Raw genomic sequence first — 23594 nt, 5'->3', positions numbered from 1 at the left:
AGCGTCTTCCATATTAAGCATCCATTTTAGAACGGAGGTAAGAGTTGATGAATTTATCAAGGTCACCATCCATGACGCCTTGCGTGTTTCCGACCTCTTCATTCGTACGATGGTCTTTGACCATGGAATAAGGGTGGAACACGTAGGAACGGATTTGGCTTCCCCAACCGATTTCTTTTTGTTCGCCGCGGATATCATCAAGCTGCTGCTGTTGGCGCTCGATCTCAAGCTGATAAAGCTTCGCCTTCAACATCTTCATCGCTTGGTCACGGTTTTTGATTTGCGAACGTTCCGATTGACACGTCACGACTGTATTTGTAGGCAGGTGCGTGATACGAACGGCAGAGTCTGTCGTGTTGACGTGCTGTCCACCGGCACCACTGGAACGGTACGTATCGATCTTCAAATCTTCTGTACGGACATCAATTTCGATTTCATCGTTGAACTCAGGCATCACTTCACAAGACACGAAGGACGTGTGACGACGGCCGGAGGAATCGAAAGGAGAAATTCGGACAAGACGGTGTACGCCTTTTTCCGCTTTCAAATATCCGTACGCATTGTGCCCTTTGATCAGAAGGGTCACACTCTTCACGCCTGCTTCATCCCCAGGGAGATAGTCCATCGTGGAAACAGAAAAACCTTTCTTCTCTGCCCAGCGTGTGTACATACGAAGAAGCATGCTTGCCCAGTCCTGGGACTCCGTACCACCCGCACCCGGGTGAAGCTCAAGAATCGCGTTGTTCTTATCGTAGGGCTCACTCAAAAGAATGTTCAGTTCGAATTGGTCAAGGTCTTTCTTCAGCTGCTGGACTTCCTGTTCGAGGTCCTCGCGCAATTCTTCATCATCTTCTTCTTTGACAAGCTCATAAGAAACTTCCAGATTCTCATGCGTTTCTTCATGGTCTTCAAGTGTGTGGACAAGACCCTTCAGTCCGTTCACTTCATCAATGACTTTCTGCGCCGTGTTCTGGTCGTCCCAGAAGCCTGGTTCTGTCATTTGTTCTTCTAGTTCTGCAATCCGGGTTTTTCTTTGATCGACGTCAAAGAGACCCCCTGAAGTCCGCTAATCGCTTAGCTGTATTATCCAATGCATGGCGGATTTCTGCCATATCCATATCCATCACTCCTATATGATTCTTAAAACAAGGGAAGACACCCTCTAGAAAGAGAGTGCCTCAACCTCTTATTTTCCGTGACAATTTTTATATTTCTTCCCGCTTCCACAAGGACATGGGTCGTTACGACGGATATGATCCTTCTTCACGACCGGGGATTTTTTCTTCGGCTCTTTACTTTCACTGCCGCCGGAGACGGCCTGTGCCCCTTGAGCAACTTCCTGACGCTGCAGGTTGTTGCGGATCTGAGCCTTCATGACATAGCGGGAAACTTCTTCATCAATATTGGCAACCATCTGTTCAAACATACGGAAGCCTTCGAAATTATATTCACGAAGCGGATCGTTTTGACCGTAAGCGCGCAGGTGGATTCCCTGACGCAGCTGGTCCATCTGATCGATGTGATCCATCCACTTCTGGTCTACCGTACGCAGCAGAATGACTTTTTCGAACTCACGCATCTGATCTGGCGTCAATTCTTCTTCTTTCTCGTCATAACGCTGTTTCACTTTTTCAAGGATAAGCTCCTCCATTTCCTGAGGATCTTTTCCTTTCAAGTCATCCACCGTTACATCACCTTCATGCAGCAAGTTCGCACGCAGGTATTCTACAAGGCTTTCAAGCTCCCAGTTTTCCTCTTCTTCCTCACTTGTGTGAGTCGCCACCGTTTGGGAAACAGTACGCTGAATCATTTGTTCAATGATATCACGTAAGTTTTCGGAAGTGAGTACATCATAACGCTGCTTGTAGATGACTTCACGCTGCTGACGAAGGACATCATCATAAGAAAGAATCGTCTTACGCGCATCGAAGTTGTTTCCTTCCACACGTTTCTGTGCGGATTCGACTGCACGGGAGATCATCTTACTTTCAATCGGCTGAGAATCGTCCATTCCAAGACGATCCATCATGCTGCGAATATTGTCAGAAGCGAAACGGCGCATCAGTTCGTCATCTGTCGCCAGGTAGAACTGGGACATTCCCGGGTCTCCTTGACGACCGGAACGACCACGAAGCTGGTTATCGATTCGGCGGGATTCGTGACGTTCTGTACCGATAACCGCCAGCCCTCCAGCTTCTCTCACACCATCTCCAAGCTTGATGTCCGTACCACGACCGGCCATGTTCGTCGCGATCGTTACGGCGCCCTTCTGACCAGCGTTTTCTATGATTTCCGCTTCACGGAAGTGGTTTTTCGCGTTCAAGACGTTATGCGGAACTCCTGCTTTCGTCAAGTAACGGGAAATGATTTCGGACGTTTCAACCGCTACTGTACCGACAAGCACCGGCTGACCATTTTCATGGCGTTCCTTAATATCCTCAACCACCGCTTTGAACTTCCCGTCCATCGTCTTGTAAACAAGATCGGCCTTGTCATCACGAATGATGTCACGGTTCGTCGGAATCACGATAACACGCATGTTGTAGATGTTCAGGAATTCCTCTTCCTCGGTCTTCGCTGTACCGGTCATACCGGAAAGCTTTTCATACATACGGAAAAGGTTCTGGAACGTAATAGAAGCCAACGTCTGGCTCTCGTTCTGAATCTCGAGTCCTTCTTTCGCTTCAATGGCCTGGTGCAGTCCGTCACTATAACGGCGGCCTTTCATCAAACGCCCGGTGAACTGGTCGACGATGACCACTTCGCCCTCATCGACAACATAATCGGTATCCTTCTGCATCGACGTATGCGCCTTGAGCGCCTGGTTAATGTGGTGAATCAAGGATACGTTAGAAAGGTCGAACAAGTTTTCAATTTTGAAAAAGCGCTCGGCTTTGTTGATTCCTTCTTCTGTCAGCTGAACGTTCTTTGTTTTTTCGTCATAGGTATAATCTTCTTCATTCGCAAGCAAACGAACAAAAGAGTTTGCTCCCTGATAAAGATCTGCGGATTTAGAAGCAGAACCACTGATGATCAACGGTGTACGCGCTTCGTCAATCAGGATCGAGTCGACCTCGTCAATGATGGCGAAGTGAAGCGGACGCTGAACCATCTGCTCCTTGTAAAGCACCATGTTGTCACGTAGGTAGTCAAATCCGAACTCGTTGTTCGTACCATACGTAATATCCGCCAGGTACGCTTCACGCTTTTCATCCTTCGACATGCCGTTCGAGTTCAAGCCCACAGTCAGTCCAAGGAATTGGAAAAGTTCGCCCATCTCTGTCGCATCACGGCTCGCCAAATAATCGTTGACCGTGATGATGTGCACGCCTTTACCAGTAATCGCGTTCAAGTATGCCGGCATCGTAGACGCCAGTGTTTTACCTTCACCGGTTTTCATCTCTGCAATGTTACCTTCGTGAAGGGCAATCGCACCCAAGAGCTGTACACGGAACGGGCGCATTTCAAGCACACGTTTAGAAGCTTCACGTACAACCGCGAAAGCTTCAACCAGCATATTATCTAGATCTTCGCCATTTTGATAGCGTTCTTTAAATTCTTCTGTCTTATTTTTTAACTCATCATCAGACATTTTTTCGATTTGCGATTCCATCGCTTCGATGTCATCGGCGATTTTCTCCAATCGCTTCAATTGACGTGTATTCCCATCGCCAAAGATCTTCTTTAAAGTACCAAGCATCGCAACCGCTCCTCTGTTGATTTCCGAACTTCGGTTGAATAGTTTAATCCTCTATTATCATAACACTAAGAGAAGCGGCCTGACAATCAACTACATAGGACGAGAGACACCGATGAAAGATTTATGTAGAGGGAGTAAAAGAGAGGGGACGTTCGCGGATGATCTGGTGTTCAACGCCGAGCTGCCTGCGGTCCAGATCCGTAATGCGGCGATTAGTCGCACCGATGATCTCCACAAGCTGAGCGATCGTTTCTTCCTGCTGGTTCAAGCGCTTATAAATGTACTCAAACTCCTTGCCATTCATGCCTTCACCTCCTGTTGTATCCTTTATACTACTTTTCCTGAGAATGAGCGAACGCACAAAACTCCATTTTATGTTCCAAATAATGAGAAAAAATTGATTCTCTCTAGAGAAATATCTTTTTTTTAACCCATATACTTGTAAAAACAAAAAAACGCCCCTGCTGAAGCAGAGGCGTTTACTCTATGAAGCTATCAAGTTTCGATCAAACCATAACGGCCATCACGACGTTTATAAACAATGTTCGTTTCATCTGTATTTGCGTTTGTAAAGACGAAGAAGTTGTGACCAAGCATATCCATCTGCAATGCTGCTTCTTCACTATCCATCGGTTTCAAATCAAAACGCTTTGTTTTTACAATTTCAACATCAAATTCATCATCAATCGTTTGTGTTTGGTATTGCTGCGCCTCGCGTTCCAGCTCGGCAAAGACGTGTTTCGGAGCACCCTCTTGTCGGAACTTACGATTCACTTTCGTTTTATGCTTGCGAATTTGTCGTTCCAATTTATCTACCACAAGGTCGATGGCAGCGTATAGATCTGTGTTGTGTTCCTCAGCGCGAAGAAGTAGATTCTTCATCGGAATTGTGACCTCGATTGTCTGCTCATCATTATAGACACTTAAATTAACGTGTACCTCGGAAGACGGCGGAGTATCAAAGTAGCGTTCGAGCTTGCTCACCTTTTTCTCCACATATTCTTTAATAGAATCCGTCACTTCCAAGTTTTCACCACGAATGTTGTATTGTAGCATTAGAAGTGTCCTCCTTTCATCCTTATGTGATATATATTCTATCATACCCACACCCTTTCCTGCATAAACTTTCGAAATATTTTGTCTAATTTGTGTCAGTAATTGTTGGAAGATGTACCTTTGTATAAGAATACAGCCTTTATCTGGTTATTATTTTGTCATTTTACTAGATAAAAAAGGAGCCTATGTAGAATAGGCTCCTTCAACTTTATTCATATATGGACCAAATATCTTCTTCTACACCCTCACCAACGGCAGCTTCCCCGCCAAAGATTTGGAAGTAGGTTGTTTGATGATCGATAAAATACTGCTTCACTTCTTCATCCAGCTTACTTTTTGGTGTCAGCAGCAATGGCTCTTTCACTGCATGTACAGACCCGGCTAACGCATCTGCGAAGTTCGAGCCTGTGGCAAGACTTACGGACTGTGTCTCCATATCAAAGTACTTCGCAACGGCTAAGGAAGTGGCATAGCGATCTTTCCCTGATATACGATCCGCATCTGGAAGCTGACGGTACACCTGATCACTAACGACACCTGTCCCGCCAACGACATACGTCTGGTTGTAATTGTCGAGAACGTTCTCTGTCGCAGCTGGTATGCTTTCTTTCTTCGTTAAAAGAATCGGCATCGCTTTTCCGGCCGCTGCAGGAGCGATCGATAGAGCATCTGGAAAATTCCCACCATAAGCAACGACTGCTTCATCGGATGGAGGGAGATGTTCAGCAATGGCTACCGACGTTTCGTAACGATTCTTTCCAGAAATCCGTTCAACATCAAGGTTCAGTTCATCCTTGATATAATCTTCTACGTCTCCGGAAATCGCTCCTGTGCCTCCAAGGATGGTGACATGTTCAGCATCCAATGTCGATAAAACCTGTTCTGTTATATCCGGCAATCGTTCTTTTCGCGTTAACAAAATTGGAGCATCCAGGTGTTCCGCAAGTGGAGCACCTGCCAGTGCATCAGGGAAGTCCTGTCCGGTTGCCAGAACGACATTTTCAGAAGGGACCCGACTGCTATCCTGTCTCGCAATATTCGCAGCCGTCCAATAGCGGTCTACTCCCCAATAACGATTGATTCTTGGATATTTATCAGCCACATCGGAAGCTAACGTATAAGGAATCCCATTATCCACATTGGCTTCGTCAATAACTTTCACATAATAGATTCCTGGATCTAAAAAGAATGCACCATTATATCCATATTCACTGTTATATTCTGAGTAGCCAGCGACTACCTTTCCATTGGCATCATACAATTCCGCGTCTAAATCCATCTCTGTGTTATAAGCACCATCCACCATAGAATATAACATTAACTGGAATTCTATTCGATGATCCCCTTCTATTTCGAATGTGAAATAGTCTTCATCTTCATCAGTCAAATATCCCCGCGCCCACCTATTCTGTGCCAATGAATTTGCTGCATCGATAGAGTCATTGGGCTCTTCCTCCTCAAGATCTTCCATGTTACTCGCCTGTAAAGATACACGATCATTATGTATAGAACGCTTAGAATCATCGTCCACCTCTGCCGAAATTTCTCCTACAGGATTCATAAGTACACCAGCCGATAACAATAAGGTCGCGGCCATCCCTGTCACTTTCCACATCTATTCGTACCCCTTTCTTATGTAAAGACGGAGGGTAAACCTATCATCGATTCATTCACCCATCCACTGTGGGATTATATAGGAGATTTATCTCAAAATCTACCATAAAAAAGAAGCATCCGTCATGGATACTTCTTTTAATGAGCCGTATAGGGTTTCACAAATGCTTCCATACGCGTCCGCCAGCTTTCAAATGCTGGGACCACATGCTCCACTAACAAATGATGTTTTTCTTGTGCCGTGTCATGCTCGAACCACCCTTGCAGATGATTAACGATTCCGTGAAAATCAATAACTAAAGCCTGAAGCTCCTCGTTCCCTTTAAAAAAGACCTCCATTTGATCATGTGAACGGCTGATTTGTTCCAAGCTAAGGAGCACGTCCTGAAACACTTGCTGTGCCATTGGAGTCTCTTCTGTTTTCATATGGTCCTCTAAATATTTGAACCCTTCACTGATGGTACTTAACAGCTCATCATACCGCTCCAGCATTTCATGTTGTTCTGCTGTTAGTTCTGACAAAAAATCACCTATTCTATTTTTTATGGTCTAAATACATACCGTCATAGCCGGAAACACTTTGATAGGGATTGACGTAGCGCTGTTTGCTGGACTTTTGTTTTTTTGCATTACGTATGTCCCGCTTCAATCCGTCAAAGAGGCACTCGAGCTGTTGATTGATTTTTAAATCGCGTTTTTGCACTTCACTTACCAGTTGCTTCTCTTCTTGAGAAGGTTCTGATAATTGTTCAAGGAGGACTCCCCGCTTATTCAAAAGAGTCTCCACTTCCTCTATAACAGCTGTTCGGTTCATCTCATGCACCGGTTGATGGACGACCTCATCCAGGTTCGCTGTAATGGAGGCAAACTCAGTCCATACACCCATTAGGCATTTCCACCTTGACCAAATTGCGTTTTTCTCGACTCTAAAATGACCTGCTTCCAAGTGTCGCGAAACTCTACCACAAGTCCCTCGACTTCGTCCAAAATCCCGACATCATTCTTCGTGTTCGCTTCCACCAAACGACGGTTCATATAATCATACAGTGGCAAAATTTCCTGCGTCACTGTATATTGCTGGTCCATCGTAATCATAAGCTCTTGAATGATCTTTTGTGATTTTTGGATATTTGTATTTTTCTTCTCAATTTCATTATTCTCCATTGCTTTTCGAGCGATTCTAATGAACTTTATACATCCATTATAAAGCATTAAAGTGAGTTCCCCAGGGGAAGCTGTTTCTACTGAGTTATTTTGATAGGCTTGAATAGACATCTAGCCAGCACTCCTTTTATTGTTACATTCCACCGCTGAAGTTCTGCATAATAAAAGCGGATTGCGAATTCATTTTTTGTATAGCTTTTTCCATGGCCCCAAATTCACGCCAGTATCGATTCTCAATAGCATTCAAGCGATCCTGAAAGGAATCCATTTCATCATTAATACTTTCAATCTGCCTCCCTAACAGGAAGTTGTTATCTAAACTAGTTGGCTTGCCAGCTTTTCGCTCTATGGATTTGGTCGCGTTTTCTATAGAGGTCTCAAGGCGACGGGCAATGCCAGGATTGGCGTCTGACCCCGAAAAAAGTTTGGCTACAGAATTAGGATTGTCTCTCAATGCTTGACGCAATTGATCCTCATCGACTTCTAGCTTTCCGCCCTCACGGTAATTGGATGTGGTGGTAATTCCTATCTGAGAGGCCATGCTATATTCCCCATCATTCTCAACTGGAGTGTACCAATTTTGACGCATGCTGCTCAGGACACCACTGACTACTGAATCGCCTTTGAGCATACCACTTTTAGACTTTTCTTCCCAAAGCTCAATTTCTTCTTCTTCCATATCCTTTTTCTGTTCCGCAGTCAATGGTTGGAAGTCACGGTACCGTTTCTCTTCCGTTTTTCCATTCAAATCTTCAATTACTTCATTATATTTTTCTACGAACTTCATCACTTTTTCAAAGGAATCATCAACATTGTTTGAGACAGTGACAGTGGAAGTGCCGACTTCATTAAACGTAAAGTTCATACCGTTCAGGGAATAGTCATTGGTATGGGAGGTCATCTCGAAAGAATTGTTGTAAGTGAAACGGGCATCCGTCCCACCCTTTTCATTCAGTACCCAGCCTGTTCCATCATTCTTACCATTTTTTATATCGAGTGTATCAGCTAAGAAAGACGCTGATGTTCCATTGAAGCCAATCTCCGCTCCGAGAAATTTACTTTCATCTGTATTAAAATCCCCTGTTTCCGTACGTTCGAGCATCACTTTATCTGCTCCTTTATCATAGAAAGCACGGACACCTAGTTCAGAGTCGTTAATCTCACCCAGAATGTCATTAAGAGATTTATTACCAGTAACATTGAAAGAGACGGTTGTTTCTTCTCCTCCCTCACCATACGTGGTAAGGGAAAAAGTATCATCAAGAGTTATTCCATTAATTAGATTATCTTTCTGATTAGCCAGAGTATCATCCGGATCGAACTCACCGTTACTAATGCCATTTTGACTATAATTATAAGCAGCCTCTGCAAGTTCTAAAACTTCCATCTTGTAGCTGCCTTCATCAGAACTAGACAGCGCCGTCGCAGATACAGCTGCACCTGAAGAGCTGACATCTTTTGAGTTATAAGAACGCTCTAGTTTCATGTCAAAAGCAATCTTATCCAACTCTGCAAGTTGTTTATTTACATCACGGTAAGCGTCTCTTTTATATGTAAGCCATTCACGATCCTGCTCCATTTTATTTAGAGGTTGCTTCTCAGCATTCATCAAATCTTTAATAATCTGATCCGTATTCATACCTGAAGCAAGACCACCAATGCGCATATCACTCATTCTATCACCTGCTTATATTTTTTCATCAACAATAAATCCAAGTCGTTCCGCAATCGATGCATACATATCCAGCATCTTCTTTGGAGGAATTTCTTTCACAATTTCTTCTGTATCACTATCTACGATGGTTACATAGTATTCTTCTAATTTATCATGAAACTGAAATAGCAACGAGGTATTTACAGCTTTGAAAAACTCATTCATATCTTCTGTAGCCTGTTTCAGTTTTTCTTTTTGCTTATCGGTCGTGTCTTCTTTAAAGTATTCATTCATTCTCTCAGTCTTTTTTAATTCATTCTTCTGAACAGTTGAACGGACACCAGGTTGTAAGTTATTTCTCTGCAGAAGTTGTGATTGGGTAATAAGATTTCTTACATCCACCTTCAACAACTCCCTAACGCTATGTAGTTTCTTTTTATATCGGTTAGAGGTGACAATAATTAAACGTAATAATACAATTTACCTCTTATTATGGACCCAGTTTAATATGGGGGGGGACAATAGCACATACAGAACATCAGGTCTCATTGATATTCTTAGCTCATTAAGCTAATAAATCTAGACATAAAAAAAGACCCTCAGAAATGAGGGCCTTTTTATCTTTATTAACGTAGAAGTTGAAGAACTCCTTGTGGTTGTTGATTCGCTTTTGCAAGCATAGCTTGTGAAGCTTGAGAAAGAATACTTTGTTTCGTTTGGTTCATCATTTCCTTCGCCATCGTGCGAACATTTACTTTCATAAATGACCAGACTATATCTTCACCCTTTTACAGAAAGGGGTCGGGCACTTCGGATTCACAATGCTGATGACCATTGTTTCACCTACGGATTTCATCACCTTAAACGGTGGTCTATCCTAGTCGTTGAACCTTCTCCACTTTTTCAAGACAGGAGCTTGGCTGCTGATTGCCCAATCTCTTCTTTTTTTCAACCTTCACGCTTGTCGTTTCCAACTACGTTTTGGCAAGAAAAGTTCTAAGGGGTTTCCAGCAATTCACCCGATTATTATCGCTAGCCGTTACCAGCCAGGACGACTGCGCTTAGCTTATGCAGCTAAAGCATAATCAACGTCACGGATACGAGATTCCGCAGCAGTAAGGTTTTCAGACGATGCGCTTAAATTATTGATAGTGTGGTCTAAACGATTTTGCCAAGCACCCATTTTACTTCTTTCCTCAGAAACCTGTGTGATGGCATCATCAATTGCAGCTAAATCTGTATCAAACTGTGCTGAATCCCAATCTGCAGCCCCAACATCAATAGCATCTATTTTATGAGATGCACTTCCAAGAGCAGATGCCTGCATATCATTAATAGTAAGGCTCATTTGCTGCCCCCCGTTAGCACCCACCTGTAAATCGACACCGCCAGCACTCACTTCAAAACCATTAGAAGCAGAAATTGATGCATAATCACCATCAACTTTAGCCTCTAGTTTTATTCCAATCTTATCAAAATTAAAAGTATCTCCTTCTGATAGGGAAGCGATATCAGTTGCATCAATAGTTTGAGATACACCTAAGCTAGTACTACTAATTGTAATACCATGAGCACCGGAACCTGCTTCTGTAGTAATAGTATAATCAGTGGCAGCTGCTGCTCCATCATAACTCACTTTAAAATCACTTATATTAGTACCTTCATTTTCAACTTTAGCACCAAATGTACCTTTTAACAAATCTTGCTTATTAAACTGAGTTCTTTCAGCTGTTTTAGTAACTTCCGTTTGTAGGTTACTAATCTCATCTTGAATTTTTTCTCTATCATCCTGAGTGTTTGTACCATTATTAGCCTGTACTGTAAGTTCCCTCATGCGTTGTAGCATACTGTGAGTTTCATTTAAAGCACCTTCAGCCGTTTGAATCAAGGAAATCCCATCTTGAGCATTCGTTTGTGCTTGTTCAAGTCCACGAATTTGGCCACGCATTTTCTCAGAAATAGCTAAACCTGCAGCATCATCAGAAGCATTATTAATACGAAGACCTGAAGAAAGTTTCTCCATTGAATTTTGGTTTGCTTGGTTCGCTTGATTTAGTTGACGGTGCGTATTAAGCGCCGCGATATTGTGATTAATTCTCATTTAAAAAATTCCTCCTTGAAATAAGTAATCCCACATCCTTGTGCGATCCTCTAGTTACAAAACAAAAAGTCGGCCGACTTATGTAATGTTTTACATTACTTATATCGACCGACTTCCCATTCTTTTTAATCTTTTTTTGCATTTTTTAATAGATTCAACAAATCTCCAGACACATTAGCTGCTTCCTCATTCTCTTTTTCAATCGCCACATAAACTTCCTGGCGATGAATCCCCACATTTTTAGGGGCTTCTATCCCCAGTTTCACCTGTCCACCTTCGACACCGACGACGGTAATGGTGATATCATCTCCTACTCTAACAGTTTCTCCTTCTTTGCGATTAAGGACGAGCATGAGACTCACCACCTTTCCCGGAAGGAATCAACGGATGCTTCGTGTTGTATTCTGGTTGATTTAGAATCAACTGCTTGGCTTTCCCTACAGCCGTGTTCATAACTATGGGTGCCTGTAAATTCAACGTCGACGCATCAAATGGGTCTCGCAATGTCACCACATTATATACCGCGACATCTTCTGGACGTTTAATTTCCAACTTTTCTTCATTGATATCAAATTCATAGTCTTTATAAAAATGATAAGGGTTTGTAACAACGAGCGACAGACCTGCTTCTTCCACAGACTGTAACGCAAAATATGTACCTAGCTCATCCACAGGTAAAAGAACAAAAGTATGATAGCTTTCAAACCCTGGTAAACCCGCAGGGAATTCAATACAATCCTTCTTCTCGATCTCAATCTCACCAAAGTATTTCGTTTCAATCATCATGATTACACCTTCCAATCTATCTTCAAGTCTGGCATCTGTTCCATACTTACATTAACATTGCCGGGACGGTAGTGGTGTTCAGGCTCGCGTATCTTATTTTCGATCATTGGTTCACGACGTTGGATATCAATTTTTGCTTTTCCTGGTTGATAGTTCATTTGAATGAGTTCATATGTGGGACGGCCCCCTGGTGAAAAGGTAAAATCAAACACTGAATTCCGCTTCGCCTGGGTAGCAATGGGATTTCCTCCATTTTCGATGCGCATGAGCTCATCACCTTCACGGGAGACACGGGCAAGACCTTCCATCCATAGGTCTCTCGCAATCCCGACAAGTTCTTCTGTACGTACCAATACATTTTTTAAGTCAAGGTTATGCCAGGCTTTTGTCTGGTCTATCGTTAGCTTCCCAGGCTTTTGTTCAATTTTCATATCCGCTTTTGGTTGTTGAATCGATTGTTCTACTTGATGCTGCTTGATCGTTTGCTCTGGCTTATTAATCCTCAGCCCAATCCGTCCTGGAGTGGACTGCATCTGAAGCTTAGGAATATTCATCCTTGTCCCTCCTCATGAAGGTGCCTTGCAATGAAAGGCTTATTCAAAAAACAAGACTGTCTCAAATCGAGACAGCCTTATCTTAGAAAATCCATCAACGTGGGCTGGATGATTCGGGCCCCGACGCCCATCGCCGCTCTATGGACACTTTCCTGTGTTTTTAAATCCGTGATTACTTTTTCAATATCTGCATCCTCGTTGTCGGACATCATTCTTGTCGCACTTACTTTTTGTGATTCCAAACGATCCTCAATCAATTCCACACGGTTCATGCGGGCCCCCAAATCGGCACGTTCGTTAACGATATTTCCGATATGACCGTCGAATGATTCAATGAAATCCCCGAGCTCTCCCTGGGTTGTATCCCCTTCAAGTGCAGATGCGAAATTCTCGAGGTCTTCAAAAAGTTTTTGATTGAACACATTCCCAGGGGTAATATTCGTCTGAAGCTTAACGCCAGATGAAACCTCGATATTGACCGGATCGTTCCCAGGTGGTACAGAACCTTCTAAATCTTCCATATCAAAAGGAGCTTCCGTTGTATTCGATCCATTGAAAATATATTTATCATTCACTTTCGTATTAGCGATTGATCCGATATGTTCCTTCAGCTGACGAATTTCCTTAGCAATATTCTCACGTTGGCCTTCATCGTATGTATCATTGCTCGCCTGAACGGTCAGTTCACGAACTCGCTGCATTGCCTGTGTAGCTTTATCAAGAGCTGCATCACTATTGTCCATCCAATTATGGACTTCACCGATATTACGCTGGAATTGCTCCACTTCGGTTACTTGCTGGCGATAGTTGATCCCTTTCATAGCTACCACGGGATCCTGGGAAGGACGGGAAATTTTCTTCCCTGTCGATAATTGCTCCTGATAATTCCCCATGTTCCTATAACTATCGCTCAAGTTTCGCAGCATATTATTCGAAAGCATACTTTGAGTTACACGCATCAGTCATTCACCTACCTTCCTACTCGTCCCATTTGGTTGATGACACGGTCAAGCATTTCATCGACGACAGTAATGTTTCTCGCCGCTGCATTATACGCATGTTGGAACTTGATCATGTTCGACATTTCTTCATCCAATGACACAGAACTGACGGACTGCCTTTGTTCATCTACAGAGCTTTTAAGTGTACCTGCGTTTCTTGACATCCGTTCTGCTTCCTGTGTCTCAACAGCCATCGTACCAATCATCGATTCATAAAAGCTGTCCATAGAAGTTTCTTCACCAAATACTGCATTCGGTTCACTTTGGACATCTGCTAATTTCGAAGCATTCCCTCCGTCACCAGCTTTATCTGTTACAGCTGCGGCAATATTGTCTCCATCCGCTTTAATTTCGTCAGTCAGACCAATAGTACCCGCTACACCTTCAATGACTCCTTCTGCTTCCATATCAATATTGAAAAAGTTAGGAACCTCATCCCCGTTTTCAATACTATTTAAAGATCTTCCTTGAGTATGGACAGTGTTAAACTCGCGCGCAAATCCTGTCGCCATCTTATCTAGGTCCGAAAGCATTTGCGAATAGCTCCCTTTTTCCTCGTTGCCTTGCATGTAGCCTCCGGAATCAAGCAAGCCTTTCAATTTACCTTGGGATGAGAAGTCTTCTATAGTATAGGAAGCACTACCACCGACCTGGATACTACCGGCATGAACTTCATCTTCGTCATAATTGACTTTTAGAGGGTTCACTTCATTCGCAGCTCCATCTACAAGTTTGGCGGGTGGACTTAGAGGCTGCCCATTGTTACCCACAATTGAGATACTCGCCTTCCCCATAGCCAGTGGCTCAGCGGAAGAAGGTGTATCCTCGTATTTCACTTCGATATTCACATGTTGGGATAATTGATCGACCAATCGATCACGTTCATCATACAAATCGTTCGGAACCATGCCGTGTGGTTCCACTTCAGCGATTTGCTGATTAATGTTATTGATTTGGTTCGCCAATGAATTGATTTCTTTTTCTGTGACACCAATCTCTGTTTTAACATCTTTCTGCATCGATTGAATCGTGTTTGAAAGGTAGTTGAATGTTTCCGCTACAGCTTGCCCACGTTGACGCACAACAGAGCGCGCACCAGAGTCTTCCGGATTAACGGACAAGTCTTGTAAAGATTGCCAAAAACGGTCCATCGTCTTCGCGAGGCCATCTTCAGAAGGTTCGTTCATTACATTTTCCAACCTTCCTAATGCACCAGAGCGAGTATCATAATAGCCGGACTTGCTGCTTTCACCACGATACTGCTGATCAAGGAACCCGACTCTTACACGTTCGATTGATCCTGCTTCTACACCACTTCCGACCTGACCAGGAATCTCCGGGCGGTTTCGCGAAGCCGGTGGAAAGGGCCCTGTCTGTTCAAAATTGACACGCTGCCTCGTATATCCTTCTGTATTCGCATTAGCAATATTATGTCCTGTCGTATATAAAGCGGATTGTTGAGTGAAAAGCCCGCGCTTTGCTACTTCCAATCCGTGAAACGTTGATCCCATGATGGTTACTCCTCTGCTTTATGCTTTTGAATCAAAGATGGAACGTTTAGCTGTGCTCCCATCTTTTATTTCTTTTCCTCCATAATTCACAGACTGAAGGGAGGGTTGGAGAAGGTCGAGCGACATGTTGATGAACTGCAGAGATTGCTGTGTCAGTTCTGTGTTCAACTTTTCCTGTTGCTTCAAATCAGCTAAAACGAGGATGAGAGCTTCATAAACGTTCTGAAGCCTCTCTCTTTCTTCTCCATTAAGGATTTCAATAAGTTCGGATACGGTCTGTCTATGTGTAGCAAGCCCCTCTTCCGAAGCCCACTGAGCTACTGACCGTTCTCTTTGTTTTTCGATTTTTTCAATCGCCTGAACATGCTTCTTCTCCTGAATCAGCAGCTGTTGAATACCAGTGACATCGTTCGTTTTCAGTGCCTCTGTTTTCTTTTGCGACAAAGACAAAAGGCTTTCATGCAACTGCTGAAGCTGTTTCATATGATTGATGACCGGATCGATCGTCATGATGATTCTCCTCTATAATTACTTCGACCAAAAATCAAGCATCTTTTTAGCGGTCGCCTTGGCGTCCACCTGGTAATTTCCCTGCTGTACATCTGCTTTCACTTGTTCAACCAGTTTTTCACGTACAGAATCGTTCTTCCCGGATTCCTGCATCTGTTTGGCAGTTTCAGAAATTTCGATTTTGTCGGTCGCTTGCTTCTTCTGTCCGATTTCTGCCTGCTTGTTCATCTGCTTTTGATATGGATTTAAATTCGTATGATTCGGGCCATTAATTTTCAATTCTGTCACCTCATTTCTATCCGACTGTCTATTACTATTTATATCGACAACAGTCATGAAGATATAAATCATGCTTATGATTCATTTCACCATGAATAATAAGTCCTGTTTGCTTTTTCCCGTTCCTTCTCTTCTTTTCTAGCTTCCAAAGATTCATTACGTTCTTGTACATCGAGTCCTTTTTGGATCGATTCTTTACAGGCAGCACATAAACGGTCTTCTCGAATGGACGCTCCGCACTTTTCACAAGGATAGTTTACATTTGGAAAATGGGCGGGGTGAAGCCGCTTCTCTTTGACAAACTTACGGATCTGCCGTTCAGAAACCCCTGTCCCTGCCTCAATTTCATCTACCGTTGCTGTCCGGTTTTGTTTTCTTCTCAGAAAAGCGTAGACGGTTTGAAAGTCCTTTTCTTCCTGCTTCTTACACTCAGGACAAACGTTGCTCGATCCTTTCAAAAAAAGCCCATTACAACGTGAGCAATTCGCTAATTCCCCCATCTTCATCGTCCTCCATGTTCTCTATTTATCTATTATATCGGCACAGATGGAGAGATTCAAAAGTCCTATAGCCCATTCAGCGAAAAATAGTAAAAGATGATACGGATGGACATCCATGTTTTTTCAATAACGAAGCCATATGCCGGACCGTTCTCCCTGTCGTGTAAATATCATCAACAATAACTGCAGGGTCTGTAATTGGATGCAGAAGCCGGAAGGGGTTTACGGCTTGCATGCGGTCCCTCCGGCCTCTTTTGGACTGCTTCTCACTGTGGGACCGTTCAAATATAGATAAAGGCTCTTGCTCCAACGACTGGATAATCGCTTCTGATTGATTGAAACCACGCTCATCGAGACGCTTGCGACTAAGGGGCACATTCAATACCTGTCTCCCTTTAAATCCAGAAGCTAACCACGCATTTTGCAGATCTTCCTTAAAAGCACCCAAAACCGCATAGTCTCCCCTGTATTTCCAGCGTGCCACAAGGTCTTTATTGAAATCATTGTATGGGAAAGCTGCAACATTTCGTTCTAATAAACCAGGATTTGTTTTCTCCCATTTTTCACAGTCGTGACACACTCCCTCATGCCCTGGACGATGACATCGAGGGCATGAAGGAGCCGTTATTTTATCCATTTGTTCCTCACAATCCCGGCATATCTTTTTCTGAACAGGGGGCTTCCAGAACGTGCCCCACGTAACAGCAGGGATGGTTTCAGCATGACAGATGAGACACCTCATAGCTTCCGCCCCAGTTTATTCATATAACGAATCGACTCCACAGCATCCAGCATTTCATCCGTTTTCCCAATATGATAAAAAATCACATTTCCTTTAGGATCGTCCGGACTTCTTCCTGCTCTTCCTGAAATCTGAACGAGCGCGGCTTCATCGAAAACCACGTGCCCTGCGTCAATGACATAAACATCAACAGACGGAAACGTCACTCCCCTCTCCAAAATCGTCGTTGTAATGAGTACACGGTATTCTTTTTTCCGGAACGCCTGGATCTTCTCTGCCCGCTGACTGTCCTCCGCATGAACCGATCGCACCTCATAGTTCCGTTCCTTTAAGTGTTCAGCTATTTGTTCAGCCATTTTGATCGAAGGAAGAAAGAGAAGCAGTTGTCTCGGTGTCTGTTGCTGATGAACGATTTGCTGGAGAACCTTTGGTGGAAGCTCACCTTTTTGTAAATAACGGTGAAGTGTAGGAGTAAGTTTAAGTTGGGGAACAGGAAGAGGATGGCCGTGGAAACGTTGAGGGATGAATACGACAGGAAGGTCTTTGGAACGAATCCTTCGCTTCTGCTCCTTTCTTGGTGTGGCCGTTAAATAGATGATAGAAGCGTGCGGTTTGGACGCTCGTTCACTGGCATAATGGAGAGATGGATCATTATGAAAAGGGAAAGCATCGACTTCATCGATGATCATAACATCAAACGCATGAGCAAAGCGGAGCAACTGATGTGTAGTAGCGATAATAAAAGGGGCATCACCAGCTTTATCCGGACTATCGCCGTATAGAGCGTGGATGTTCACATCAGGAAATGACTTTTTTAAGCGAGGGAGCAGCTCTCGGACAACATCGGTTCTAGGTGTAGCCAGACAAATGCGCTTCCCCTTTTCCAGCGCTTCCGCCAAAGCAGGAAAGAGAATCTCTGTCTTTCCGGCTCCACAAACCGCCCATACTAGTTTTTCTCCGAATCCTGTTCGGACAAGTGCCACCAGTTCATCTGCCGCTTTTTGTTGATGTCGCGTCAATTCCCCATCCCACTGGCAGGGGTGTTCATGGACGGACCATTCATAACCAGAACTTCCATAGTATAAAGGTTCACAGTCTATCACTCTTCCCATTTGAATACAGGAGCGGCAGTACACACAAGTTTGACCACATGTCGCATGAGGCATTTTCGCAAAAAGGTAGGATTTCGTGTTTCCGCAACGCCTGCAGCGATAACCCCAAGGACAAGTCTCAATGCTTGTTACTTTTGTAAGGATCGATTGCGCTACTAAGTGATCTACTTTTTCATCTTCATAAGGGATTTCGTGACGAAGAAGGAGTTTTCCGGAGAGAGAAGAGAAGCTGTGGGTGGGATTTTCAGGAGGAATCCAGGAGAAGTCTTTTTGAAGATATTTCTTAACCGCTTTGAACATTTAACCACCATCCTATAGAAAATAGAGCCTGTTTGAGTCTCACAAACAGGCTCTATTTATTAGGATTGACGGTACCATCCAAGGCCCATCGCGCCTTCACCAAGGTGCGTGCCGATGACGGGACCGAAGTAACTGAGGACGACTTCGACGTTATCATGTTTTTCTTCCAATTCTTTTTTCAACTCTGCCGCCTCTTCCGGTCGATTGGCATGAATCAGGCAGGCTTTGTACGTTCCGCCTTCTTCTACCTTTTCTTCAAAAAGGGAAACAATCTTCTTAATCGCTTTTTTCCGTGTACGGATTTTTTCAAACGGCACGATTTTAGTATCCACAAAATGGAGAACAGGCTTTACTTGGAGAAGGCTGCCTACAAAGGCCTGGGCTCCATTCAGGCGGCCGCCTCTCTGCAGGTGACTGAGATCATCGACCATGAAGTAAGCGCTCATTGATTGCTTCATTTCATTTAATCGATGGATAATTTGATCAGGCGTTGCCCCGTTGTCTGCCAATTCAGCAGCTTCCAGTGCATAAAAGCCTTGCATGTGACAGCTGATTTCTGAATCAAACACGTGAACATCGATCTCTTCGACCATTTCGCCTGCGGTGACCATCGCTTGGTACGTGCCACTGATGCCGCTGGATAAGTGAATAGAGATGACCGCATCATAGTCTTGAGAAAGCTCCTCAAGTTTCTGTGTCATGATCCCGATCGAAGGCTGAGAAGTTTTCGGGAGTTCTCCTCCTTCTTTCACCATATCGTAAAAGTCATCTGCGTTGATATCTACTTCTTCCTGATAGGATTCATGACCAAAAATCACGTTCAACGGAACCATATGTATGTGGTTGGCTTTACGTACATCTCTCGGAAGGTAAGCTGTGCTGTCTGTAATTACGGCTGTTTTCATCCGATCCAACTCCTTGTATGCTTAGTCTTTTCTATGAATATATGTAAAATAATTTCCGATGTTCTCTCTATCTATTTTACATGAACCCCACCCACAATGCACCAACTAATACGAAAACAGTCATCCGTATGTCTATATTTGGTGTACCAGGTCATCCAGAATCTGGATGACCTGGTACACCAAATAATTCCAAATAACCTCTAATCAACCCCCAATTAAAAGCCAAATCTACACATCAAAAAGGACTGTTTTTTCAGGTATACATTTCTGCACCTTAAAAAAACAGCCCTAACAATTTTGTATATTCTTTTATTTAGATAACTTCGACCCAGCCGTTTTTAATGGCTGTGACGACAGCCTGCGTACGGTCGTTGACGTTCATTTTCTGCAGAATGTTACTTACGTGGTTTTTAACGGTTTTCTCACTGATATAGAGAGCTTCCGCTACGCCACGGTTGCTGTTTCCGTCCGCCAACAGTTGCAGCACTTCACATTCACGGCGTGTGAGAAGGTGCAATGGCTTACGATATTCGATCGTTCGATAAGCACTGCCGCCTTTGCTATCTGCCAGACGACGATATTCAGCGACTAGGTTGTGTGTGACTTTCGGATGCAGGTAAGAACCTCCAGCACCTACAACTTTGATGGCATCGATCAATGCATCAGAATCCATCTCTTTGAGAAGGTAACCTTGCGCCCCTGTCTTCAGTGCGTGTGTCACATAGTTCTCATCATCGTGAATCGACAGAATGATCACTTTCATTTCGGGATAGCGTTTCGTAATTTCAGCTGTCGCTTCAACCCCGTTCATGCTTGGCATGTTGATATCCATCAGAACAACATCAGGCATGTGCTCTTCAATAAGGTTCACCGCTGTATCCCCATCATCACCTTCGGCTACAACTTCGAAGCTCGTTTCAAAATCTAAAATTCTTTTTACGCCTTCACGGAATAATTTATGATCATCAATTAGGACTATTCTGGTCGTCATGGTCATTTCCTCCTGTTTCTCACACATAGAATGGTTTTTGGTTCCCCTAACCTATTCTTTATCTCTCTCTATCTTTGTTTTTGTCTATTTTTTAGAAGATTGAATCTACCCTAATCCTATTCCCTATTATAAACGATTCACGTCCATTTACATAGTTTTTCGAAAAATTATCAATTTATTGGTAAATGAATCGTGACAATCGTCCCTTCTCCAATACTTGAATCGATATTGAGCTCGCCATCGAGCATGTCGACGCGTTCCCTCATTCCGACCAAGCCGAAAGATTTCTCTTTTTTCTTCGTGGTGTCAAAACCTTTCCCATCATCCTTCACGATGATCAGAGCTGCGTTTGACTTCATTTCAACTTTCACTTTGATTTCAGATGGCTCTGCATGCTTCAATGCATTTTGCACGGCTTCTTGAACTAGGCGGAAGAGAGCTACTTCATACTTGGTCTCCAGACGTTTCTCTTCTCCAAAGGAGGCAAAAGAAAACTGGACATTTTTGTTGTAGTCCTCAATGGTGGCCAAATACTTCTTCAATGTAGGGATAAGCCCAAGGTCATCCAACGCCATCGGTCGAAGATCATAGATGATTCTCCGGACCTCATATAGCGCAGACCGTACTAAAGATCGTACGCTTTTAACCTCTTCCATGGCTTCCTCAATCCCACGCTCGCGATAAGTCCGGCCGACAAGGTCGGAACGTAACATGACATTTGCGAGCATTTGCGCAGGGCCATCATGGATTTCCCTGGACAAACGACGCCGCTCTTCTTCCTGAGCCTCAATGATCTGCAAGCCGAACTCCTGCTTTTCCTTCGCATCTTCAAGAGCATCACTGACATGCTTGAAATCTTCGGTCAAATAATTAAGCACGACCGAAATTTTCCCACTGAGCGCTTCCGCACGGCCAATCGTTTCTTCTAAGTTACGGAGACGGATCTCTATATCGTCCCGCCGTTCGCGGAGTTGTTTTTCCTTTTCACGCTTCATGGACAAATCCATTTGCAGTTCGTGGGTTTGTTCATAAACTTTTCGAATTTCTTCCTCTGAATACTTCTGGAAGTGCTTACTGACTTCTGATAAGCGCGTCCGTGAAAAACGGACTCTTTGTTCAAGCTTGTCCCCTTCATCGATATGAGACAACACTTGTTTCTTCGTTTCTGTCAGTTCTTTGTTCAGTTTTTCAAATTCACTTCGGGACTCTTCACCAATTTGAAAGATTTCATCTTTGCTATTCGTGACGGTCTCAACCATCTCATTGATGATATGGTCAAGGGCGATGTCCCCAGTTTTTTTAAAACTCATCATAAGTCCCTCCATCAATATTCACATACTCATTCGTAAGACCTATGTCCATTTATGGGGGTGATTCTCAGTAAAAATGTATAATAATGAACAATAGTCGAACCATTTGCCGATTTTTTTCCCCATCGATATAATTAAACCTCAGGAGGTTTTTGAGACGATGTTAGAAAGCTATTATACCGTAAAACCAGAAGGTTCAGAAGAAGTGACAATCCAGAAATCGCGTTTCATTGGTTATGTCAAACGCTGTGAAACCGAAGAGGAAGCGCAGGCCTTTATTTCGCAGATCAAAAAGAAACACCATGATGCCACCCATAACTGCTCGGCCTATATGATTGGTGAGCAGGACCTTATACAAAAGGCGAACGATGATGGAGAGCCAAGCGGCACGGCCGGCGTTCCCATTCTTGAAGTGTTGAAGAAAAGAGGGCTGAAAGACACAGCTGTCGTTGTGACTCGTTATTTCGGCGGGATTAAACTTGGCGCTGGAGGGCTCATTCGTGCTTATGGATCAACCGCTTCCGAAGCGATCAACACAACAGGGGTCGTCAGGCGGCAGCTCATGAAGGAAATGAAGGTCACCATTGATTATCATCTTCTCGGTAAAGTGGAAAATGAAGTAAGGAACTCAGATTACACATTAGAAAGGATTAATTACCTAGAAAATGTGGAATTAATAGTATATGTAGAAAGCGGACTGGAAAAGGAATGTGAAGACTGGATGACTAATCTGACAAGTGGTCAGGCATCCATCGAACAAGGAGACGCTTCCTATGTAGAATTTGATGTCACACCTGAGTAAAGGAGCTTATGGATATGAAGCGCCGGAAAAGATATGTCTTCATCTGGTCCTTCCTGTTTGTTTTTCTCGTTGGTGTTGGAGCGGCAACCGGTTATGCCGCCTACTTGACGGACCAAGTGAAACAAACAGCCCTAAATTCCCACCAAGGACTTGACCGTGGTGAGAAATCAGACAAACGAACAAAAGAAGTGACCCCAGCTAAAGATCACACCTCTGTCTTATTTGTAGGAATCGATGACAGTGACAAACGCGAAAGTTCACCTTCAAGATCTGATGCATTGGTCCTCGCCACTTTCAATGAGGATGATAAATCCATTAAGATGCTGAACATTCCTAGAGATTCTCTCACGTATATCCCTGAAGTTGGTTATGAAGATAAAATTGCTCACGCCCATGCTTTCGGCGGAATCGATGGAACGGTAGAAACGGTCGAACGGATGTTGGATGTGCCCGTTGATTATTATGTACGGCTGAATTTTAACTCATTCGTTGAAATTGTTGATTCGATCGGCGGAATTACTTATGATGTCCCTTTTGACATGCAGGAACAAAATAGTTCTGATCAGGCAGGAGCCATTGAATTAACGGAAGGAAAACAGCTAATTAACGGTGAAGAAGCCCTCGCTTTAGCCAGAACGAGAAAGTATGACAGCGACTTGGCTCGCGGGGAGCGACAGATGGAAATTATCCAACAGATTTTCAGGGAGACCGTCTCTGCTAAAGGGCTGAATAATATGGATGAGATTTTATCGTCCGTAAGTGCGAACATGAAAACCAACTTAACCTTTAGTGAAATGATTCAGTTTAAAGATTATTTCCTTCAAAAAGAGAATTTCACCTTTGACAAAATGCAACTGGAAGGTGAAGGTGGTTTCACAGGCCATGGATGGTACTATCAGCTCGCGAAGGACGATTTAACAGCTACGTCTGATGAACTGAAGAATCATCTTGAATTGCAGAATCCAATAGCCAGTGAAAATGAAGAAGAAAATTCCATGTAAA

At 43.6% G+C, this 23594-nt stretch carries 27 protein-coding genes; 2 read left to right on the top strand and 25 right to left on the bottom strand.

The features are described from left to right. Positions 1 to 13: 13 nt before the first annotated feature. The 25 genes from prfB to GLW00_RS04000 form a co-directional block, all read right to left on the bottom strand. Positions 14 to 1118, bottom strand: a protein-coding gene (gene prfB, locus GLW00_RS04120) for a peptide chain release factor 2 (protein ID WP_160911454.1) whose coding sequence is annotated in 2 segments (ribosomal slippage) — positions 14 to 1045 and positions 1047 to 1118 — 1104 coding nt in all. Because the reading frame shifts where the segments join, the coding sequence is not laid out codon by codon here. Between the two features lie 68 nt (positions 1119 to 1186). Continuing rightward, on the bottom strand, positions 1187 to 3700 hold the full coding sequence (gene secA / locus GLW00_RS04115; RefSeq protein ID WP_160911452.1) for a preprotein translocase subunit SecA: 2514 nt from the start codon (positions 3698 to 3700) through the stop codon (positions 1187 to 1189). Between the two features lie 121 nt (positions 3701 to 3821). Continuing rightward, a complete protein-coding gene (locus GLW00_RS04110) occupies positions 3822 to 4004 on the bottom strand; it encodes a hypothetical protein (RefSeq protein ID WP_160911450.1) in 183 nt (60 codons plus the stop codon). Positions 4005 to 4195: 191 nt separating this feature from the next. Then, positions 4196 to 4756 (bottom strand): ribosome hibernation-promoting factor, HPF/YfiA family, encoded by a 561-nt coding sequence (hpf, locus tag GLW00_RS04105; RefSeq protein WP_146816972.1) that lies wholly within the window; start codon positions 4754 to 4756, stop codon positions 4196 to 4198. A 208-nt stretch (positions 4757 to 4964) separates the two neighbouring features. Then, complete coding sequence (locus tag GLW00_RS04100) at positions 4965 to 6371, bottom strand: cell wall-binding repeat-containing protein (RefSeq protein ID WP_160911448.1); 1407 nt, start codon at positions 6369 to 6371, stop codon at positions 4965 to 4967. A gap of 137 nt (positions 6372 to 6508) precedes the next feature. Beyond that, complete coding sequence (locus GLW00_RS04095; protein WP_160911446.1) at positions 6509 to 6892, bottom strand: DUF8042 domain-containing protein; 384 nt, start codon at positions 6890 to 6892, stop codon at positions 6509 to 6511. Positions 6893 to 6905: 13 nt separating this feature from the next. Beyond that, entirely contained in the window at positions 6906 to 7256 is a 351-nt protein-coding gene (fliT, locus tag GLW00_RS04090) for a flagellar protein FliT (protein WP_160911444.1), read from the bottom strand. After that, the gene (gene fliS / locus GLW00_RS04085) at positions 7256 to 7645 is read right to left on the bottom strand and encodes a flagellar export chaperone FliS (RefSeq protein WP_160911442.1); all 390 of its coding nucleotides are present in this window, start codon (positions 7643 to 7645) and stop codon (positions 7256 to 7258) included. Before fliS ends, fliT begins: the two co-directional genes overlap by 1 nt. A 22-nt stretch (positions 7646 to 7667) precedes the next feature. Then, the gene (locus GLW00_RS04080; RefSeq protein WP_160911440.1) at positions 7668 to 9209 is read right to left on the bottom strand and encodes a flagellar hook-associated protein 2; all 1542 of its coding nucleotides are present in this window, start codon (positions 9207 to 9209) and stop codon (positions 7668 to 7670) included. A gap of 12 nt (positions 9210 to 9221) precedes the next feature. After that, positions 9222 to 9590 (bottom strand): flagellar protein FlaG, encoded by a 369-nt coding sequence (flaG, locus tag GLW00_RS04075; RefSeq protein WP_335808434.1) that lies wholly within the window; start codon positions 9588 to 9590, stop codon positions 9222 to 9224. A gap of 224 nt (positions 9591 to 9814) precedes the next feature. After that, entirely contained in the window at positions 9815 to 9916 is a 102-nt protein-coding gene (locus tag GLW00_RS04070) for a flagellin (RefSeq protein WP_272482804.1), read from the bottom strand. 338 nt (positions 9917 to 10254) lie between these two features. After that, positions 10255 to 11289: a flagellin N-terminal helical domain-containing protein gene (locus GLW00_RS04065; RefSeq protein ID WP_160911438.1), complete on the bottom strand. Its 1035-nt coding sequence runs from the start codon at positions 11287 to 11289 to the stop codon at positions 10255 to 10257. 125 nt (positions 11290 to 11414) lie between these two features. After that, entirely contained in the window at positions 11415 to 11642 is a 228-nt protein-coding gene (gene csrA, locus GLW00_RS04060; RefSeq protein ID WP_160911437.1) for a carbon storage regulator CsrA, read from the bottom strand. After that, positions 11629 to 12072 carry a flagellar assembly protein FliW gene (gene fliW, locus GLW00_RS04055; RefSeq protein ID WP_237417408.1) on the bottom strand — a complete coding sequence of 148 codons (444 nt, stop codon included), beginning with the start codon at positions 12070 to 12072 and terminating at the stop codon, positions 11629 to 11631. The genes csrA and fliW overlap by 14 nt, the downstream gene beginning before the upstream one ends. A 5-nt stretch (positions 12073 to 12077) precedes the next feature. After that, positions 12078 to 12629, bottom strand: coding sequence for a DUF6470 family protein (locus tag GLW00_RS04050; protein ID WP_160911435.1), 552 nt, complete (start codon positions 12627 to 12629; stop codon positions 12078 to 12080). 77 nt (positions 12630 to 12706) lie between these two features. Next, on the bottom strand, positions 12707 to 13588 hold the full coding sequence (flgL, locus tag GLW00_RS04045; RefSeq protein ID WP_160911433.1) for a flagellar hook-associated protein FlgL: 882 nt from the start codon (positions 13586 to 13588) through the stop codon (positions 12707 to 12709). Between the two features lie 11 nt (positions 13589 to 13599). Then, positions 13600 to 15141 carry a flagellar hook-associated protein FlgK gene (gene flgK / locus GLW00_RS04040; RefSeq protein WP_160911431.1) on the bottom strand — a complete coding sequence of 514 codons (1542 nt, stop codon included), beginning with the start codon at positions 15139 to 15141 and terminating at the stop codon, positions 13600 to 13602. 18 nt (positions 15142 to 15159) lie between these two features. Then, positions 15160 to 15651: a flagellar protein FlgN gene (locus tag GLW00_RS04035; protein WP_160911429.1), complete on the bottom strand. Its 492-nt coding sequence runs from the start codon at positions 15649 to 15651 to the stop codon at positions 15160 to 15162. An 18-nt stretch (positions 15652 to 15669) separates the two neighbouring features. Then, on the bottom strand, positions 15670 to 16002 hold the full coding sequence (flgM, locus tag GLW00_RS04030; protein WP_237417407.1) for a flagellar biosynthesis anti-sigma factor FlgM: 333 nt from the start codon (positions 16000 to 16002) through the stop codon (positions 15670 to 15672). A 14-nt stretch (positions 16003 to 16016) separates the two neighbouring features. After that, positions 16017 to 16430: a TIGR03826 family flagellar region protein gene (locus GLW00_RS04025; RefSeq protein ID WP_160911428.1), complete on the bottom strand. Its 414-nt coding sequence runs from the start codon at positions 16428 to 16430 to the stop codon at positions 16017 to 16019. A 76-nt stretch (positions 16431 to 16506) separates the two neighbouring features. Beyond that, the gene (locus tag GLW00_RS04020; RefSeq protein ID WP_160911426.1) at positions 16507 to 17172 is read right to left on the bottom strand and encodes a ComFC family protein; all 666 of its coding nucleotides are present in this window, start codon (positions 17170 to 17172) and stop codon (positions 16507 to 16509) included. After that, positions 17169 to 18584, bottom strand: coding sequence for an ATP-dependent helicase ComFA (locus GLW00_RS04015; protein ID WP_160911424.1), 1416 nt, complete (start codon positions 18582 to 18584; stop codon positions 17169 to 17171). The genes GLW00_RS04020 and GLW00_RS04015 overlap by 4 nt, the downstream gene beginning before the upstream one ends. Positions 18585 to 18643: 59 nt before the next feature. After that, positions 18644 to 19489 carry a DegV family protein gene (locus GLW00_RS04010; protein ID WP_160911422.1) on the bottom strand — a complete coding sequence of 282 codons (846 nt, stop codon included), beginning with the start codon at positions 19487 to 19489 and terminating at the stop codon, positions 18644 to 18646. A 313-nt stretch (positions 19490 to 19802) separates the two neighbouring features. After that, the gene (locus tag GLW00_RS04005) at positions 19803 to 20480 is read right to left on the bottom strand and encodes a response regulator (RefSeq protein ID WP_160911420.1); all 678 of its coding nucleotides are present in this window, start codon (positions 20478 to 20480) and stop codon (positions 19803 to 19805) included. A 170-nt stretch (positions 20481 to 20650) separates the two neighbouring features. Next, on the bottom strand, positions 20651 to 21790 hold the full coding sequence (locus tag GLW00_RS04000) for a sensor histidine kinase (RefSeq protein WP_160911418.1): 1140 nt from the start codon (positions 21788 to 21790) through the stop codon (positions 20651 to 20653). A gap of 160 nt (positions 21791 to 21950) precedes the next feature. Between GLW00_RS04000 and GLW00_RS03995 the strand changes: the two genes are divergently transcribed. Next, a complete protein-coding gene (locus GLW00_RS03995) occupies positions 21951 to 22592 on the top strand; it encodes a YigZ family protein (protein WP_160911416.1) in 642 nt (213 codons plus the stop codon). Between the two features lie 14 nt (positions 22593 to 22606). Further along, entirely contained in the window at positions 22607 to 23593 is a 987-nt protein-coding gene (locus GLW00_RS03990; RefSeq protein WP_160911414.1) for an LCP family protein, read from the top strand. Position 23594: the final 1 nt, after the last annotated feature.

It is taken from the genome of Halobacillus litoralis (assembly GCF_009856445.1).
Classification (GTDB): Bacteria; Bacillota; Bacilli; order Bacillales; family Halobacillaceae; genus Halobacillus; species Halobacillus litoralis.
Note: the sequence above shows the minus strand (reverse complement) of the source record. Positions and strands in the feature narration are given on the sequence as shown.